At 74.2% G+C, this 15,551-nt stretch carries 12 protein-coding genes; 3 read left to right on the forward strand and 9 right to left on the reverse strand.

The features are described 5' to 3' along the window. Nucleotides 1-101: 101 nt before the first annotated feature. Nucleotides 102-599 carry a MarR family winged helix-turn-helix transcriptional regulator gene (locus tag ACIBG4_RS23945; protein ID WP_397203667.1) on the reverse strand — a complete coding sequence of 166 codons (498 nt, stop codon included), beginning with the start codon at nucleotides 597-599 and terminating at the stop codon, nucleotides 102-104. A gap of 56 nt (nucleotides 600-655) precedes the next feature. On the opposite strand from ACIBG4_RS23945, the gene ACIBG4_RS23950 reads away from it, so the two are divergent. After that, the gene (locus tag ACIBG4_RS23950; protein ID WP_397203668.1) at nucleotides 656-1,879 is read left to right on the forward strand and encodes an MFS transporter; all 1,224 of its coding nucleotides are present in this window, start codon (nucleotides 656-658) and stop codon (nucleotides 1,877-1,879) included. On the opposite strand, the gene ACIBG4_RS23955 is transcribed toward ACIBG4_RS23950, so the two are convergent. The 6 genes from ACIBG4_RS23955 to ACIBG4_RS23980 all read right to left on the reverse strand — a co-directional run bounded on the left by ACIBG4_RS23955 (nucleotide 1,809) and on the right by ACIBG4_RS23980 (nucleotide 10,807). After that, nucleotides 1,809-2,507 carry an ABC transporter ATP-binding protein gene (locus tag ACIBG4_RS23955; RefSeq protein WP_355451107.1) on the reverse strand — a complete coding sequence of 233 codons (699 nt, stop codon included), beginning with the start codon at nucleotides 2,505-2,507 and terminating at the stop codon, nucleotides 1,809-1,811. The two genes, ACIBG4_RS23950 and ACIBG4_RS23955, sit on opposite strands and share 71 nt — an antisense overlap. Then, nucleotides 2,497-3,420, reverse strand: a complete 924-nt coding sequence (locus ACIBG4_RS23960; RefSeq protein WP_397203669.1) for an ABC transporter ATP-binding protein — start codon at nucleotides 3,418-3,420, stop codon at nucleotides 2,497-2,499. Before ACIBG4_RS23960 ends, ACIBG4_RS23955 begins: the two co-directional genes overlap by 11 nt. A 76-nt stretch (nucleotides 3,421-3,496) precedes the next feature. Beyond that, the gene (locus tag ACIBG4_RS23965) at nucleotides 3,497-6,109 is read right to left on the reverse strand and encodes an FtsX-like permease family protein (RefSeq protein ID WP_397203670.1); all 2,613 of its coding nucleotides are present in this window, start codon (nucleotides 6,107-6,109) and stop codon (nucleotides 3,497-3,499) included. Beyond that, entirely contained in the window at nucleotides 6,106-9,198 is a 3,093-nt protein-coding gene (locus tag ACIBG4_RS23970; protein ID WP_397203671.1) for an FtsX-like permease family protein, read from the reverse strand. The genes ACIBG4_RS23965 and ACIBG4_RS23970 overlap by 4 nt, the downstream gene beginning before the upstream one ends. 219 nt (nucleotides 9,199-9,417) lie before the next feature. After that, nucleotides 9,418-9,687, reverse strand: coding sequence for a 30S ribosomal protein S20 (gene rpsT / locus ACIBG4_RS23975; RefSeq protein ID WP_310710404.1), 270 nt, complete (start codon nucleotides 9,685-9,687; stop codon nucleotides 9,418-9,420). Nucleotides 9,688-9,817: 130 nt separating this feature from the next. After that, entirely contained in the window at nucleotides 9,818-10,807 is a 990-nt protein-coding gene (locus tag ACIBG4_RS23980; RefSeq protein ID WP_397203673.1) for a hypothetical protein, read from the reverse strand. A 55-nt stretch (nucleotides 10,808-10,862) separates the two neighbouring features. On the opposite strand from ACIBG4_RS23980, the gene lepA reads away from it, so the two are divergent. Then, complete coding sequence (lepA, locus tag ACIBG4_RS23985) at nucleotides 10,863-12,692, forward strand: translation elongation factor 4 (protein WP_310710401.1); 1,830 nt, start codon at nucleotides 10,863-10,865, stop codon at nucleotides 12,690-12,692. A 72-nt stretch (nucleotides 12,693-12,764) separates the two neighbouring features. On the opposite strand, the gene ACIBG4_RS23990 is transcribed toward lepA, so the two are convergent. Both ACIBG4_RS23990 and ccmA read right to left on the reverse strand, forming a co-directional pair. Beyond that, nucleotides 12,765-14,405 (reverse strand): DUF6297 family protein, encoded by a 1,641-nt coding sequence (locus ACIBG4_RS23990; RefSeq protein ID WP_397203674.1) that lies wholly within the window; start codon nucleotides 14,403-14,405, stop codon nucleotides 12,765-12,767. Further along, nucleotides 14,402-15,028, reverse strand: coding sequence for a heme ABC exporter ATP-binding protein CcmA (gene ccmA / locus ACIBG4_RS23995; protein ID WP_397203675.1), 627 nt, complete (start codon nucleotides 15,026-15,028; stop codon nucleotides 14,402-14,404). Before ccmA ends, ACIBG4_RS23990 begins: the two co-directional genes overlap by 4 nt. 124 nt (nucleotides 15,029-15,152) lie before the next feature. Between ccmA and ACIBG4_RS24000 the strand changes: the two genes are divergently transcribed. Further along, entirely contained in the window at nucleotides 15,153-15,527 is a 375-nt protein-coding gene (locus ACIBG4_RS24000) for a hypothetical protein (RefSeq protein ID WP_397203676.1), read from the forward strand. The last annotated feature ends 24 nt before the right edge of the window (nucleotides 15,528-15,551 follow it).

The raw sequence follows: 15,551 nt of genomic DNA on the forward strand, positions 1-15,551 counted from the left end.
GTCACGTAGGTCGAGCTCGAGGTCGCCGGCCATCCTCCGCAACGTTCCGGGCTCGTGCGATCGGCAGATCGACCTGCGGCGACACGATGCCGCCGCACGGTTCAGCGGTGGGTTTCGACGTGGTGGAGCAGGCGTTTGAGGAGGGCGTCCAACGTCTCCTGCTCCGCCGTGTCCAGGGCCGACAGCAGGTCCGCCTCCACCTCCCCCCGGATGGCCATCGCGTCGGTCCACAGCTCGTGCCCCTTGGAGGTGAGCTCCACGTCCACCCGGCGGCGGTCGCCTTCGCCGCGGACCCGCCGCACCAGGCCCGAGCGCTCCAGGGTGTCGAGGCGGCCCGTCATGCCCGCCGGTGACAGCAGCAGCTCCGCCGCCAGCTCCGACGGCGTGGCGGAGCCGCCGGCCGCGACCAGCCGGTGCAGCGTCTCGAACTCGAAGTCCTGCATGCCGACCTGCGCCAGCGCCGCCTCCTTGGTGTGCGCCAGGTGCTTCACCAGGTGCTGCATGCGCGTGACGACGCCCTCCACCCGCTCCTCGTAGGGCGCCTTGCCACGCCAGCGCGCCAGATGCCGATCGACCGAGTCCTCCACGGGCCTGATCATACGCAGGAAAGTATTTCGTTGACGAAAGATTCGCTGACGAAATAATGTACCGAGCCATGATGAGTCGTCTGCTGATCGGGCGCGGCCTCTCCGCCCTGGCCACCGCTCTGATCCCCACCACCCTCACCCTTGCCGTCCTGCGCGTCTCCGGGGGCGCCGACGGGCTCGGACTGGTGCTGGCGTGCGAGCTGGTCCCGCTGCTGGTGTTCCTCCCCGTCGGCGGGGTGCTGGCCGACCGGCTGCCACCCGCGCGGGTGATCCTGCTCGCCGATCTCGTACGCTGCCTGGCCCAGGTCGCCATCGGCGCCGAGCTGATCGCCGGGTCCGGGCGCCTGGCCGTGCTCGCCGTGCTGTCGGCGGTGTCCGGCGTGGCCATCGCCTTCGGCATGCCGGCGGTGCCGCGCCTGGTGGCGGCCGTGGTGCCCGGGCCCGACCGGTTGCGCGTGAACGCGCGGATCGGCGTCGTCACGAGTGTGTCCGCCGTGGCCGCCCCCGCGCTGGCCGGCGGGGTGGCGCTGGTGGCGGGGCCGGGCTGGGCGGCCGCGCTGACGGGCGTCCTGTTCGCCGGCTCGGCCCTCACCCTGGGAGGAGTCCGCGCCGGTGCGAGCACGGTCGACGTGGCGCGCCTCCAGGGCGAGACGAAGGGGTTCGGGCGCGAGCTGGCCGAGGGGTGGCGGGAGGTCAGGGTGCGGCCGTGGTTCCTGCGCGGGGTCCTCGGCCACGGGGTCTGGCATCTCACCGCCGGTCTCTTCCTCACCCTGGGCCCCATGGCCGCCGTCCGGAGCCTCGGCGGCGAGGGCGCGTGGGTGCTGATCGCCCAGTGCGGCACGGCCGGCCTGGTCGTGGGCGTGCTCGCCGCGCCGCGCCTGCCGGTCCGCCGGCCGATCGTCGCGGTGCAGGTCGCCGCCGCCCTGTACGCCCTGCCGTTGGCGGCCCTGGCCGTCCCGGCTCCCGCCTGGGCCGTCGCCGGCGCGTACTTCGTGGCGATGTGCGGTCTCGGCGTCCTCAGCCCGCTGTGGGAGACCGTCGTGGCGCAGGAGATCCCGGAGGCCGCGCTGGGCCGGGTGCGGGCGTTCGACCAGCTCATCTCGTTCGCGTCGCGGCCGTTCGGACTGGCCGTGGCGGCGCCGCTGGCGGGGCTCACGGGCGCGGCCGGGCTGCTGCTCGCGGGCGCCGCCCTCGTCGCCGCGGCGAACCTGGCGGCGATCGTCAGGACTCCTGGGGTACCACCTCGTGCAGCACTCCGTCGGCGATCTCCAGTACGCGATCCGCGAGGGTGATGAGTCCCGGGTCATGGGTGGCGACCAGCGCCGTCACGCCCTCGCCGCGTACCAGTGCCCGGATCAGCTCCATGATCTGCCGCCCGGTCTGCGAGTCGAGCTGCCCGGTCGGCTCGTCGGCCACCAGCAGCCGCGGCCGGTTGGCCAGGGCCCGGGCGATGGCCACGCGCTGCCGCTGCCCGCCCGACAGCTCGTACGGCCGCTGGTTGCCGTGCCGCTCCAGCCCCACGAGGGCGAGCAGCATCCGCACCCGCTCCTCCCGCTCGGCGGCGGGCGTGCGGGTGAGCCGCATCGGGACGCCGACGTTCTCCGCCGCCGACAGCACCGGCACCAGCCCGAACGACTGGAACACGAACCCGACCACGTCCCGGCGCAGCCCCACCAGGTCGTCCTCGGCCATCGCCGTGACCTCCTGCCCGGCCACGACCACCCGGCCGGCGTCGGGCCGGTCGAGGCCGCCGATCTGGTTGAGCAGCGTGGTCTTGCCGGACCCCGACCGCCCCCGGATCGCGATCAGCTCGCCGGGGAACGCCTCGAACGTCACCTCCCGCAGCGCCACGACCTCCTTCGGCCCGGTGCGGTAGACCTTGCGCAGCCCCTCGACCACGACCAAGGGCTCACTGCTCACCCGAGGGCTCCTCTCTCGCCGGCCATACGCCGATGTGGTCGGATTCGAGCTCCAGGCGTACCCGTCGCTCCATCTGCAGCGCGTTCATGAAGTCGCGCGGAAGCTGCAGCCGCCCGACCCGGTCGAGCACCGCGTACTCCTCGGCCACGACCTGGCCCTCCGCGCCCTCCCTGCGCAGCGTCTCGCTGCTGGTGCGGCCGTCGCGGATGCCGATCGTCCGGTCCACCTGCTCCGACACGAGCGGGTCGTGGGTCACGATGACCACGGTCACGCCCAGCTCCCTGTTGGCCTTGCGCAGGGCGTCGAACACCTCCTCGGAGGTGTCGCTGTCCAGCTCACCGGTCGGCTCGTCGGCCAGGATGAGCTGGGGGGAGTTGGCCAGCGCGACGGCGATGGCCACCCGCTGCTGCTCGCCGCCGGACAGCTCGCCGGGTGTGCGCCCGGCCCGGTCGCCGACGCCGAGCAGCTCCAGCAGCTCCATCGCCCGGCCGTGCTTGCGCCGGCCGGCCAGCCGTACCGGCAGCTCGGCGTTCTCGCGGGCGGTCAGGTACGGGAGCAGGTTGCGCGCCGTCTGCTGCCAGACGAAGCCGACCACCTCCCGCCGGTAGCGCAGCCGGTCCTTGGCCGTCATCGACAGCAGATCCATGCCCGCCACCCGGGCCACGCCCGCGGTGGGCACGTCCAGCCCGGACAGCACGTTCAGCAGCGTCGACTTCCCGGAGCCGGACGCGCCGACGACGGCGACCAGCTCCCCCTTGTCGACGAGGAGGTCCAGCCCCTGGAGGGCGACCACCTCGACGCCCTCGGTCTTGTAGATGCGGACGAGGTTGTCGCAGACGATGTGGGCGTCGCCGCCGAAGTCCGCCCTGGGCGCGCCGGCCCGGGCCTCCAGCTCGGACAGCGTGGTGTTCATGCCGGGATCACCTGCTCACGGAGAGGTTGTGGTCGGTCGTACGAGCACGGGTACGCCGGTCTCGTGGAACGCCGCGTCATGCGAGGTCGCCCCCTCGCAGGAGCGTCCCGGAGCCGCGCCGGCGGCCCGCCGCGGTGTGGACGTACGCGCCGAGCCCGGCGACGACGGCGAGCCCGGCCGCCAGCAGCAGTGGCACGGCCAGGTCGGGCGCGTACCCCTCGACGGCCACCCCGCCCGCGTACGACGACAGGTCGATGCCGGGCCCGAGCGCCGCGGGCAGCGCGAGCCCCAGCACCAGACCGGCCAGGGCGGTGACGAGCACGAGGGGCAGGATCTCCAGCGCGGTCAGCCCGCGCGCCTGCCGCTCCGACAGCCCGAGGGGGCGCAGGAACGCCAGCGCCCGCGTCCGGTCCGCCGCCCCGATCACCAGCATGACGACCACGGCGACCAGCGCGTACGCGGCCAGGGCGCCGGTGGTGACGCGCAGGACCACCCGCACGGTCCCGGTGAGCGGGGCGTCGCGGATCGCGGCCAGCTCGGCGGCCTGCGAGGTCACGACGGCCGTCGGCCGGCCGATGGCCCTGGTCACCGCCGCCGGGTCGGCGTCGCCCTTGATCAGCAACGTGTTCACGGAGGGCCGCGCGTTGACCTCCAGCGGCACCACGAGGAACTTGCCGCGCGTGAAGAAGCCGGGCACGGCCGTGACCACGCCTCGCTCGGTCAGCTTCGTCCGGGCCTGCCAGCCGATGTCCATCGTGCCGCGGCCGTGCAGCTCCGGGGACACCAGCGCGGGCACCCCGGATGCGGAGGTGGGCAGCGGGGGCAGGCTGACGGGGGAGTCGGCCAGCAGCCGCCGCCAGGCCGCCACGTCGACGGCGATGGCCTCGGCCCGCTCGCCCGTGTAGCCGAGCTGAACCTGCCCGGTCTGCGCGGGCAGCACCAGCTCCACACCGGGCACCGCCCGGACCCGGTCCACCACGCCGGCGGGCAGCTCGACCCGCGACGTCACCTTGATCGACGCGCCGGTGGCCTGCCAGGCGGCCAGCCGCTGCGCGGTCTCCACGCCACCGGCGATCACCGAGGCGAACACCGACACGGCCAGCGCCGGCAGCAGGATGAGCACCGGCAGCACGCTGGCGGGCCGCGCCCGCGCCGCCCGGGTCAGGCCGAGGTACGGCACGGCCGCCCGGCCGCGGGACGCCAGCCGTACGAGCAGGCGCAGGGGGTACGGGTAGCACCGGATCGTCACGAGGGCGGCGGCCACGGTCAGCGCCACCGGCACCACCAGCAGGAACGGGTCGTCGCCGGCCTCGCCCGCCAGGCTGCGGGAGCGCAGCAGGTACGCCCCGGCCAGCGCGAGCACGACGACCAGCGCCTCCAGCGTGACCCGGCGCAGCGGCGGCCGGGCGGCGGCCACGTCGTCGCGGCGCTCGCGCAGCGGCGCGCGGTGGGCGACGACCGGCCGCACGGCGGCGAACCCGACGGCCACGGCGAGCACCAGCGCCGGCCCGGCGTGGACGACGAACGTGGCGGGTCCGGGCACCAGCCACGACAAGGCGTACCCGGCGACGGCGGCCGGCACAGCGGCGAGCGCCACCGGCCCCGCCCCGGCGAAGGCCAGCTGCGGCAGCGACGCGCCGCGCGCCCGGGCGAGCGCCAGCGCCGGGTCGGCCCGTTCGGACAGCAGCCGCACGCCCAGCACGATCACGCCGGCGGACACGGCCAGCAACCCGCCGAGCACGAGGACCATCACGGTCCGCGCGGTGCCCTGCGCGGTGAGGAAGCCGTCGAGCAGCCCGGGCAGCCCGGTCACCAGCCGGTAGCGGCCGGAGGCCGGCGTCTCCACCGACACCGTCCGCTCGTAGTCGGCGACGGCGTCCTTCACCTCGGCGGCCCCGAGCGAGGTGGGCGCGGCCGGGTCCAGGCCGAGCACCCAGGTGTAGACGAGGTTGCGGTCGTCGCCGTTCAGCCGTGTCAGGCCGGCCTCGGAGATGAGGGCCGTGGCGCGCCGCTCCAGGTCGGTCTTGCCGGGCGGTTGCGTCTCGGTGACCCGCAGGACGTCGGCGTGGTGGGTCCAGTAGCGGTCGGCCGGGTCGTCCGCGGCGAACACGCCCACGACCTTGACGGCCGCGTAGTCGCTCTCGCCGAGGATCCGCGTGGCGCCGATCTCCAGCCCCATCTTGGCGCGGGCGTCCTCGGAGACGCCGACCTCGAACACGGGAATGCTCTCCCGCTCGTACGTCATGGAGCCCGGCGCGCCGGGCCGCCTGCCCTCGACCCAGCGCACCCGCCGGTCGGCGTCGGACAGCCAGCCGAGGTTGAGGTACCGCATGCCGCCGGTGCCGTGGACCGGCGTGTCGTACGTCGTGGCGCTGGCGTGGCTGGTGCCCCGGCCGGGCGGCAGCACGAGCGGCCGGAGCGGCGCGGGCAGGAGCGAGCGCAGCCGCTCCTCGCCGGCGGCGAACTGGGCGGGCTCGCGCAGGGTCGCCTCCGCCGAGGCCGGCTCCACCTGCGCGAGGAGGTCGGTCTGCAACGCCGCCGCGTCGCTCAGCGACGCGTGCAGGGCGTCGTCGAAGGACGCCTGGACGGCCCGCGGCAGCCCGCCGACCAGCAGGCAGGCGCTCAGCGTGAGCACGGCCAGCAGCGCCACAGGGCCGAGATGGACGCGCGCCGGCACCAAGGACTTCACTGGAGCTCCCCCAGGCGGGCGCCGCGCCCGCGCACCGCGCGCGCGAGCCCGGCGACGATGGCGAACAGCAGGGCCGTCACCAGCGCCAGCATGCCGGCGGTGGCGGCCCAGGGAACGTCGAGCACCACGTCCGGCGTGACGGCCGACGCCTGCCCGGTGAGCACGACGTGCGGCACGACGAGCACGTTCATGACGGCGGCGAGCGCGGTGCCCGCCACCAGCGACAGGCCGACGACGAACGCCTGCTCCACGGCCAGCAGCCCGAGCACCTGCCGCGAGCCGACCCCCAGCGCCCGCAGCACGGCGAACTCCGCGGCCCGCTCCCTGACCGCGACCGTGGCGTTGACCAGGAACCCGAGCACCGCGAACACCAGCGCCGCCACGAATCCGAGGATCAACGCCCCCTGCAGGCCGCCGGCGAGCGGGTCGTCGCGCAACGCGGTGGTCAGCTCGCGCCGGTCGACCGCGGTCACGTCCCACTCTGGTCGGCGGTCGAGGGCGGCGCGGGCGGGCGCGGTGTCGCCGCCGCGCACGGCCAGCCACCATTCGGTCGCGGGCCGCGGCTGCTGCCCGGCCGCCAGGGCGCGGGACTGGAGCGCCGCCCAGTCGGCGAGAACGGCCTGCTGGTCGCCGGCCGTCGTGGGCATCCGCTCGACGATGCCGGCCACCTCCACCTCGACGACGTCCCGGTCCAGCGTGACGCGCCCCCTCTGCCCGGCCCGCAGCTCGAGCGACTCGGCGAGCCCGGTCGTGAGCACCACGGGCAGCGGCCCGGCGGCCGGGACCGCGCCCGGCGTGAAGACGGCCGGCCGGATCCCGGTGGCCTCCAGCGGCCCGGAGCCGCCCGGCACGGCGAGTGGCCGGCCGCCGGCGCTCAGGCCGGTCAGCGTCACCTCGGCCCGGCCCTCCGCGACCGGCCCGGCGGTGACGCCGCGGATCCGCAGCGGGTAGGCGATCTTCCCGCCCCGCCCGGCCAGGCCGCTCAGGTCCGCCTCGAAGCGGTTGTCGCCGGCGCGCAGGGCGCCCAGGGGGAGGTCGCGCCACATGCCGAGCGCGTCGGAGACGGTCAGCCGCAGCGGCGCCGCGCCGTCCGACCGGACCTCGACCGTGAGCGTGGCGGGCCGGCCGGGGACCTCCAGGCCACCCGAGCCCGGCCCGGCGGGGCGCAGCGCGCGGGACAGCTCGCCCGCGTCCCGGTCCGACAGGTCCGGGCGCAGCCTGAACAGCTCGGCCAGCCGCGTGGCGTCGAGGCCGAGCAGCACGGCGTCGCCGCCGCCGAACTCGGCCTGTCCCCGGAACGCCGGGGAGATCGCCGTGACGCCCGGCAGCGCGGCGAAGGCCGTGCCCCGCCCGAGGGCTCCCAGCTCCGGCCCGTCGGGAGGCCCGGAGAGCCGCAGGTCGGCGCCCGCCCGGTGGTCCGCCTGGTCCTGCTGCGAGGTCCGCCAGGTGGCGGCTGTGGCCATCGACATGATCCCGATCGCGATGGCCATGGTCAGCAGCAGCGCGGGCCCGGAGTACCGCAGCGGGCGCCTGCTGACCTGCCAGGCGCCGAGCGCGGGGGCGAGCGCCCGGCGGCGCGCCGTCAGCCGCTCGGCGAGCCGGGACACGCGCGGCACCAGCCGCAGGCCCAGCATGCCGCCGGTGAGCAGCGCCAGCGCGGGCCCGGAGACGATCAGCGGGTCGACGCCCAGCTCGCCGGTGGCCGTGGCGGTGACGGGCGAGCCGTACCGGCGTAGCTGCCAGATGGCCAGCGCGGCGACCACGAGCAGCGCCACGTCGGCGCCCGCCCGCTCGACCAGGCCGCGCCCGACGCCGCGCCCGCGCGTCGCCTGCTCCTCGACGTACGTACGGCGGGCGCCCGCGAGCGCCGGCAGCACGAGCAGCCCGGCCGAGGCCAGCGCCACGCCCGTGGACACCAGGAACGTGCCCGCCCCGGCCTGCGGCGTCAGCCGCACGCCCGAGGCCGCGATCCACGGCAGCGACCCGATCAGCGACAACAGGGGCGGCCCGAGGAACGGCGCGACCGCCGCGCACGGCAACGCCACCAGCAGCGCCTCGCCGGCCGCCAGCGCGGCCAGCCGGGACGTGCCCGCGCCGCGCGAGCGCAGCAGAGCGACCTCCATCCGGCGGTGGTCGGCGAGCAGCCGCGCGGTGAGCATGAGCGCGTACGCGGCCAGCAGCAGAAGCTGGAGCACCGGGATGAGCATGGTGGAGCGGGCCACCAGCGCGGCCGTGCCGAGCTGGGACAGCAGCTCCGGCAGGCGGCTGGTGGCGGTGCAGGACCGGCAGCCGGCGTCCTGGAGGGCCTGGCGCAGCCCGGCCACCCGGCCGGCGAAGGGCCGCAGCGCCTCCGGGGTGAGGCCGCGCAGGTCGGGGACGGCGGTCCAGGTGGCGTTGACGCTGGTGGCGAAGCGGGTGAGGAACGTCTCACGGGCCACCATCAGCGGCCCGTACGTGGTGAACTGGCCGCTCTCCACGCCCCGGCTGAGCAGCTGCTCGCCGGTCCAGCGGTCGCCGAACGGGTCGTCGAGCTGGAAGACGCCGGTGAGCCGTACCCGTACCGGCCGGTGGTCGAGGCGGCCCTCGGTGGTGAACTCCTGCCCGGCCTTCCAACCGGCCGCCGACGCCGCCGACAGGGACACGGCCGCCTCGACCTGGCCGGCCCCGTCCGGCGCGGGCCGCGGCCAGGAGCCCGACACGAGCCTGGCGTGCCGGTCGAGCCCGTCGTGGGTGCCGAACCTGAGCAGGCCGGGCTGCTCGCGGCGCTCCTGGCCGGGCAGCACGTACGAGTCGGAGCGGATGCTGGTGGTGATCGTGACGGGGGTGCCGGTGTACGCGGCGCCGATCCGCTCACGCACGACCTTGTCCAGCCGGGGGAACGTCTCGGCCGTCACGGGCGTGGAGACGGCCGCGGCCACCTGGCCCAGCGGGGCGGTCTCCATCGCGCGCCGCAGGCCCGCCTCGGCCGTGGACGTGGCGTACATGGTGAGCGACACCAGCGTGGTCGTCGCCAGCAGGATCGACCCGAACGCCGCCAGCAGCAGCAACGGCTCGCTGAGCGCGCGCCTGACCACCCACGGCCCCCGCACGGTGCCCCCTTCCGCCGTCCTGTGTGAACTCTGGGGACTCACCGGGACGAGGGCAAGGGATCTTGGCAACGGTGACGCAGCCGATACGGTGCGGCGACGCCGATGTGATATCGAAACTGTGACACGGAACGGCTGGACATCGCCGTTCTCCGCGAATATGGGGCAGGGAACTGCAAACGCCGCACTTCACAGGTGAAGTGCGGCGCTCGAAGAACCAGGTTACTTGGCGGCCAGCGCGGCGGCCTGCTTGGCGATCGCCGACTTGCGGTTGGCGGCCTGGTTCTTGTGGATGACGCCCTTGCTGACGGCCTTGTCCAGCTGACGGGCGGCGATGCGCTGCGCCGCGGCGGCCTGCTCGAGGTCGCCCTGCTCGGCGGCCTCACGGAACTTGCGAACGGCCGTCTTCAGGGACGACTTGACCGCCTTGTTGCGCAGGCGGGCCTTCTCGTTCTGCTTGTTGCGCTTGATCTGGGACTTGATGTTCGCCACGAAGAAGCCTCGAAGTAAGTCTGGGTGATGGATGGGGCGCGCGGGCTCGAGAGAGGGCGCGCCACACGCAGTTGTACAGGATACCAATAACCCAGGTGGCTGCTCAAATCAACGACCTGGGTGTGCTCCGTCAAACGAGCCACTGTGCAGCGTACTCCCTCCAGTCCTCCGCCGTCGCCGCGAAGTCCACGTACAGTGCGAGGCCGAAATTCCGCCGCGGGCCGTGCTCCGACAGCGCCAGCTTGGCGGCGCGCGCCGCGTCCGCCACGCTCTCCGCGCCGTCGCTCCAGGAGACGCCGTGGTCGTGGTACGCGGGGGCGCCGATCAGCAGGTGGGTCCGCTCCGGGACCAGGCCGAGGGCCAGCTCGGCCTGGCGCGCGACGAATCCGCCGTAGAGCGACCCGGACGGCATGCCGGTGTCGTACGTCATGACCGCCACCTGGTCCACGCGCTCCGCGACCCGCCGGAAGTAGTCCTGCGACCAGTACTTGTCGTGGGAGATCGCCGCGCGGGCGGTCAGGCGCAGGAGCGGGTACGGCTCGACCTGCGGGGTCGAGGTGGACAGCAGCCTGGTGAGGGGCCTGGTCCGCGCCAGCAGGTCGAGGAACTCCTCGTCGCCGCTGCCGATGGGCTCGAAGTTGTAGTGGACGCCGTCGTAGCCGGCCGCGACCACGTCCCGGACGCCGTCGAGCACGTTGGCCCGGGACTCCGCGTCGTCGAGATCGAGGGTGCCGTCGACCTTCTGGCCGAGCCAGGCGGAGACGCGGACGCCGGGCAGGGCCTCGCGCACCCACGCCAGGAAGTCACGGGCGGCGGGGTACTTGGCGGGGTCCAGGCGGCCGTCGGCCGCGAACGGACCGGAATGGACGTACACGTCCTTGATGCCCGTGCCGCGAAGCCGTACCGCCAGATTCTGGACATCCTGCCGCGTACGGCGGCCATCCACCCACATGTGGCCCAGCCAGAGGGCGTCGTTGCCCGTGCTCTTCGCCCAGCCTGCCGGAGCGCCGGTAAACTGGACACGGAACGCGGCGGCCAGGAGGCCGACCAGCGCGACCACGACGACCAAGGCAAGCGCGAGCAGGCGCAGGCCGCGGCGGATGACGGTTCGGGGGATCACCCGGGCATGTCACCATGAAAGACGCTTGACCTCAACCCTGTCGAAACGGACTTCGGTGCGCACTCAGCCTGGCCAGACCGACCCCGCGTTGATCCGCAACTTCTGCATCATCGCGCACATCGACCACGGCAAGTCCACCCTTGCCGACCGGATGTTGCAGATCACCGGCGTGGTGGACGACCGCTCCATGCGCGCGCAGTACCTCGACCGGATGGACATCGAGCGCGAACGCGGCATCACGATCAAGTCCCAGGCCGTCCGGCTGCCGTGGGACGGTCACGTGCTCAACATGATCGACACGCCCGGCCACGTCGACTTCACCTACGAGGTGTCGCGCTCCCTCCAGGCGTGCGAGGGCGCGGTCCTGCTGGTCGACGCCGCCCAGGGCATCGAGGCCCAGACCCTGGCCAACCTCTACCTGGCCATGAACGCCGACCTGCACATCATCCCGGTGCTCAACAAGATCGACCTGCCCGCCGCGCAGCCCGAGAAGTTCGCCGAGGAGCTCGCCGGCCTCATCGGCTGCGAGCCCTCCGACGTGCTGCGCGTGTCCGGCAAGACCGGTGCGGGCGTGCGCGAGCTGCTCGACCACGTGGTCGCCTCCGTGCCGGCGCCGGTGGGCGACGCCGACGCCGCCGCCCGCGCGCTGATCTTCGACTCGGTGTACGACACCTACCGGGGCGTCGTCACGTACGTCCGGGTGATCGACGGCCACCTGAGCAAGCGCGAGCGCATCCTCATGATGTCCACCGCCGCCACCCACGAGACGCTGGAGATCGGCGTCATCTCGCCCGAGCCCAAGCCCGCCGAGCGCGGCCTGGGCGTCGGCGAGGTGGGCTACCTCATCACCGGCGTGAAGGACGTCCGCCAGTCACGTGTCGGCGACACCGTCACCTCCTCGGCCAAGCCGGCCGGCGAGATGCTGGCCGGCTACGAGCACCCCAAGCCCATGGTCTTCTCGGGCCTGTACCCGATCGACGGCGACGAGTACCCCGAGCTGCGCGAGGCGCTCGACAAGCTCCAGCTCAACGACGCCGCGCTGGTCTACGAGCCGGAGACGTCGGCCGCGCTCGGCTTCGGCTTCCGCGTCGGCTTCCTCGGCCTGCTGCACATGGAGATCGTGCGTGAGCGGCTGGAGCGCGAGTTCGGCCTGTCGCTGATCTCGACCGCCCCCAACGTCGTCTACCGCGTGGTCATGGAGGACGGCAGCGAGCTCACGGTCACCAACCCGTCGGAGTTCCCCACCGGCGGCAAGATCGCGCAGGTCTTCGAGCCGGTCACCAAGTCCACGATCCTCGCGCCGTCCGAGTTCATCGGCGCGATCATGGAGATCTGCCAGGGCCGTCGCGGGCAGCTCAAGGGCATGGACTACCTGTCGGAGGACCGCGTCGAGATCCGCTACACGCTTCCGCTCGGCGAGATCATCTTCGACTTCTTCGACCAGCTCAAGTCCCGCACCCGCGGCTACGCCTCGCTCGACTACGAGCCCGCCGGCGAGGAGGAGGCCGACCTGGTCAAGGTCGACATCCTGCTGCAGGGCGAGCCGGTCGACGCCTTCAGCGCGATCGTGCACAAGGACAAGGCGTACGCCTACGGGGTCGACATGGCCAAGAAGCTGCGCGAGCTGATCCCGAGGCAGCAGTTCGAGGTGCCCATCCAGGCGGCCATCGGCGCCCGCGTCATCGCCCGCGAGAACATCCGCGCCATCCGCAAGGACGTCCTCGCCAAGTGCTACGGCGGCGACATCTCCCGCAAGCGCAAGCTGCTGGAGAAGCAGAAGGAGGGCAAGAAGCGCATGAAGATGGTCGGCCGCGTGGAGGTTCCGCAGGAGGCGTTCGTCGCCGCCCTGTCGACCGACGCCGGCGCCGACAAGTCCAAGCGCTGACCCTCGCCCGCGTCCGACCATCGTCCGGCCATCGCCGCGCCCGGTTCCCCGGGCGCGGCTCTCCGCCGCTTCTCAGCTGATCGTCGGCTTCCGCGCCCTCAGCAGGTAGGTCGCGAGCATCAGCGGACCCGTGACGGCCTGCGCCACCAGCAACACGGCCAGGCCGTCCGGCGGGGCCAGGAGCGCGACGACAGCCGGCAGGCAGCCGGCCAAGGCGACGTCGACGCCGGTCAGCGCCCAGAGCAGCGGGCCCGTGGGGATGGCGCCGCCCGGGGTGTCGATGACCGGCATGGAGTGGTCGACAGGCCGCCTGCGTGCCATCCGGAGCGCCCCGGCGGCCACGGCGGGCGCGACTGCCGGGCCGAACGCCCACCACGCCCCGGCGGGCAACGCGCCCACCAGCGTCAGGCCGGTCAGCGCGGCGGCCGTCCAGGCGCCGGCGAGGAGCGCGGGCAGCATGGCCCGGGCGGCGAGTGCCGGTCGCAGGCCGACGGCGGCGAGCCTGGCCAGGGTGGGGTTGTCGCCGTCGCGGCGCGCCCCCGCCACAGCGGCCGCCGCCACGGCCACGGCCCCGGCCAGGACGGCCGCCGCCGTAGGCACTCCCGGTCCGCTGGTCGTGACGCCCAGGGCCTGGGCCAGGATGGCGGGGAGGGCGGCGGAGGCGGCCATCGCGATCAGGCGGCCCGGCCGGCGGGCGAGGCGGCGCCAGTCGTGCCAGGCCAGCGCCGCCGGCGCCGGAAGCGACGGCCACCTCCTGGACCGCAGCCTCCTGGCCTTCCAGTGGTTGTCCTCGGCGATCCAGGTCAGCGCCCCGGGATCGAGGAGCACGGCCGCCCGGGTGACGTGCGCGGCCCGCGTGGAGGCGGCCAGCACGGCTCCGGCCGGCATGCGGTCCAGGGTGGCCCACGCCTGCCGTACGAGGAGGGCGGCTGTCAGGGCGGCCGTCACAGCGACGCCGGCCACGACGGCGGGTGGAGCGGCGGCCACGGCGCCCACCGCTCCCAGGACCGCGTGGAGGACAGCAGGGACGAGCCCTGCCTCACCTCCCGTGACACCGCCGATCCCTGACACGTTTCCGGCACCCGTCATCAGGTCGGCTCCGGTGAGTGCGGGACGGGCTGTCCGGGCGCCCATCGCCGCCACGCTCAGCACCACGGCCAGCGTCACCAGCGCGCCCGTCGCGATGCCCAGCCAGCCGTCCCAGAGCCTGGACGCCTGCTCCAGAACGGCCAGGGCCATGGTGCTCACCGTCGCGCCCACGCCGACCACCAGGGCCCCGGCCAGCCGCCAGAGGAGCCGGTCCGGCGCGCCGAGCACGGCCAGCAGCGCCAGCCCGAGCAGCGCGCCCGCCATCACGGCGGCCACCAGCAGCAGGCGCGCCGTCCGGCCCAGGATCGCGCGCCGTCCCAGCGGCGCCGGCAGCAGCCATGACGCGTCGGGTGCGGACAGCGCCACGGGCCCGGCCGCCCGGGCGGCGGCGGTGAACCCGGCGAAGGCCAGCACGACCAGCGCCAGTCCCGCGCTCATGCGGGCCGTCGTGGTCGTCCCCGCCATGCTCGCGAGCAGCGAGGAGATGGGATGCGCGGCGATGACACCCACGAGGGCGACGCCGAACACGGTGACGTACCGGTCGAGCGCGCTCGTGGAGCCCTGCCGCCGCTGCCGCAGGAACCACCGCACCGCGGCGGGATCAGGGGAGTGCGGGGAGCTCATGCCGTCGCCTGGCCGGCGGGGGAGACCTGGCGTGCGCGGGCCGCCAGGACGGGGTCGTGCGTGGCCATGACGACGGTGCCGCCGCCGGCCGCGTACGCGTCGATCAGCTCGCCGAGCCGTACGCGGAAGGAGGCGTCCAGCCCGCGCTCGGGCTCGTCGAGAAGGAGCAGCCGGCTGGGCCGGAGGAAGGTGGCGGCCAGTGAGAGTCGCTGGCGCTGGCCGGTGGACAGGTTCTGCGGCGGCGCGTCGGCGCGCCCGGCCAGGGCGAAGACGCTCAGAGCCGCTTCGGCGGTCATGCGCGGCGCGCCGTGGACGGCCTGGACGAGTTCCAGGTGCTCGCGGCTGGTCAGGCCGGGGTACCAGGCGGGCTCGTCGGCCAGCAGCGCGACGTCCCGCCAGAACGCGGCGTCGTCGGCGGGTGGGGCCCCGAACACGGTGACTCGGCCCCCGCCGACCGGCTGGAGGCCGGCCAGGCAGCGGAGCAGCGTGGACTTGCCCGAACCGTTCTGGCCCACGACGGCGACGATCTCGCCGGGGGAGGCGCTCAGCGAGAACCCTTCGAGGACGGGGCCGTCACCAAGGGCGACATGGAGGTCTTCGGCGACGACGGTCTTTTCGTACACCGTTCGAGCCTAATCCGTAGATCGTCGCGCGCGGGTGGCTGATGTGCCTCCCGTGCAGCCGGATTCTGTCGGTGGCGCCGTCTAGCGTTGGTGTTCACGAACACCTGTGCGACTGGAGAGAGACATGCTTGCTGCTGAGAGGTTCGAGCGCGCGGCCGTGCTGGGGGTCGCGATGGCCGAGGAGATGCGGCGGCTGCTGCGGCTGCACCTGGTGCCGGCGGATCGGGCGAAGGACGGCGCCATTGTGATCGACGTGCCCTACCCCGACGCGGCCGTGGTCACGGCCGTGCTCGACGTCGCGGCCGACTGTTTCGGGGAGCGGGGCGCCACCCTGGAGGAGACCCGGCAGGCAGCGCTGGAAAAGCTGTTACAGCTCGCGGGCTTCGATGCCGAGTCGCAGCTCAACCTGGCAGGCGCGGTCGCACGTGACCGTGCCGGCAAGGCGACCCGCGACCGTGCGGACCGGTTCGCCGACCGGGCCGGCTGGAGCCGCCTGTGACCGTGACGGCACCAGGGGGTGAGG

The sequence above is a fragment of the Nonomuraea sp. NPDC050383 genome (genome assembly GCF_044459125.1).
GTDB lineage: Bacteria > Actinomycetota > Actinomycetes > Streptosporangiales > Streptosporangiaceae > Nonomuraea.

Excerpts from the sequence above, each read along its gene's own strand:
- ACIBG4_RS23945 (WP_397203667.1), bottom strand. The coding sequence starts at position 599 with ATGATCAGGCCCGTGGAGGACTCGGTCGATCGGCATCTGGCGCGCTGG.
- ACIBG4_RS23950 (WP_397203668.1), top strand. The coding sequence starts at position 656 with ATGATGAGTCGTCTGCTGATCGGGCGCGGCCTCTCCGCCCTGGCCACC.
- ACIBG4_RS23960 (WP_397203669.1), bottom strand. The coding sequence starts at position 3,420 with ATGAACACCACGCTGTCCGAGCTGGAGGCCCGGGCCGGCGCGCCCAGG.
- ACIBG4_RS23990 (WP_397203674.1), bottom strand. The coding sequence starts at position 14,405 with ATGAGCTCCCCGCACTCCCCTGATCCCGCCGCGGTGCGGTGGTTCCTG.
- ACIBG4_RS24000 (WP_397203676.1), top strand. The coding sequence starts at position 15,153 with ATGCTTGCTGCTGAGAGGTTCGAGCGCGCGGCCGTGCTGGGGGTCGCG.